Annotated in this window: 1 protein-coding gene; it reads left to right on the forward strand. The window is 37.3% G+C overall.

What is annotated here, in order from left to right:
• Nucleotides 1-240 precede the first annotated feature (240 nt).
• Entirely contained in the window at nt 241-1,395 is a 1,155-nt protein-coding gene (metK, locus tag ARSQ2_RS04320) for a methionine adenosyltransferase (protein ID WP_181994484.1), read from the forward strand.
• Nucleotides 1,396-1,615 lie beyond the last annotated feature (220 nt).

A 1,615-nucleotide genomic window follows, 5' to 3' on the forward strand; every position in this document is an offset into this window, starting at 1 on the left:
ATGTCATCAAAATTAAGTCGCTTAGTTATATCGCGCTGTTTATACCTTTATTATAAGAAAAATGCAAAATTAAATTGAATAAAACATCAACATATTTATCTATATATAGTAAATCAGATTTTTGCCATCAACAAAGATAAAAAACAGCTAGCAATAGCGTATAATTAACATTATAATAGACGTCTGGATGGTAATACATCTAATTCAGTTTCTCCGAATTTTTAAGGTAATAAAACATCTATGACCACACATCTTTTCACTTCTGAATCAGTATCAGAAGGTCATCCTGATAAAATTGCAGATCAAATTTCAGACGCAGTTCTTGATGCAATTCTTGAGCAGGATCCAAAAGCACGCGTTGCATGTGAAACCTATGTAAAAACAGGTATGGTAATGGTTGGCGGCGAAATTACGACTAGCGCCTGGGTAGATATTGAAGAAATTACGCGGCGCCCGATACGCGAAATTGGCTATACCAGCTCCGATATGGGGTTTGATGCCAATTCCTGTGCTGTTATTAGTGCAATTGGCAAACAATCTTCTGATATTAATCAAGGAGTCGATCGTACAAATCCTTTAGAACAAGGCGCAGGCGATCAAGGGATCATGTTTGGTTACGCTAATAACGAAACCGATGTTCTTATGCCAGCGCCAATTACTTATGCTCACCGCTTAGTTGAACGCCAAGCCGAAGTGCGAAAAAATGGTACTTTGCCCTGGTTACGTCCAGATGCTAAAAGCCAAATCACTTTCCAATATGAAAATAATAAAATAGTGGGCATTGATACTATTGTCTTATCTACTCAGCATGCTGAAGAAATTAGCCAAGACACCTTATCAGAAGCGGTAATGGAAGAAATTATTAAGCCAGTATTACCGACAGAATGGTTACAGCAAAATACTAACTATTTTATTAATCCAACAGGTCGTTTTGTTATAGGCGGTCCAATGGGTGATTGTGGTTTAACTGGCCGTAAAATTATTGTCGATACTTACGGTGGCATGGCTCGCCATGGTGGCGGGGCTTTTTCTGGCAAAGATCCGTCTAAAGTCGATCGTTCTGCTGCCTATGCAGCGCGTTACGTAGCAAAGAATATTGTTGCCGCGGGACTTGCTGATCGCTGTGAAATTCAAATTTCTTATGCGATTGGTATCGCTGAACCGACATCCATCATGATCGAAACTTTCGGTACTGAAAAAATAGCCAATGAAACGCTGGTTCATTTAGTGCATGAAATCTTTGACTTACGTCCTTATGGTCTAGTCAAAATGCTCAATTTATTAAAGCCTATTTACCGTCAAACTGCAGCGTATGGACATTTTGGCCGTCCTCAATTCCCATGGGAAAAAACAGATAAAGTTGCTGAACTTCGCGCAGCTGTCGGTTTTAACTAACTAATCGTCGATTTTATTTTGTTAAAACAGCAAAGGGACAGTTAGATAACTTTCCTTTTTATTATTTTATAACTATGCAAAAATAGCAATTAGTTATTAAACTTTTTTAACGGTTATTTAAAAAATACCATAATAAATTAATTACTGTTGTTCTAAGCTCACGCTTAGCCCATTTAACCATATTAATAGTATAGCTAAGCGACTTAATTTTAATGACATT

The sequence above is a fragment of the Arsenophonus endosymbiont of Bemisia tabaci Q2 genome (genome assembly GCF_902713415.1).
In the GTDB taxonomy this organism is placed as follows: Bacteria; Pseudomonadota; Gammaproteobacteria; order Enterobacterales; family Enterobacteriaceae; genus Arsenophonus.

Excerpts from the sequence above, each read along its gene's own strand:
- metK (WP_181994484.1), top strand. The coding sequence starts at position 241 with ATGACCACACATCTTTTCACTTCTGAATCAGTATCAGAAGGTCATCCT.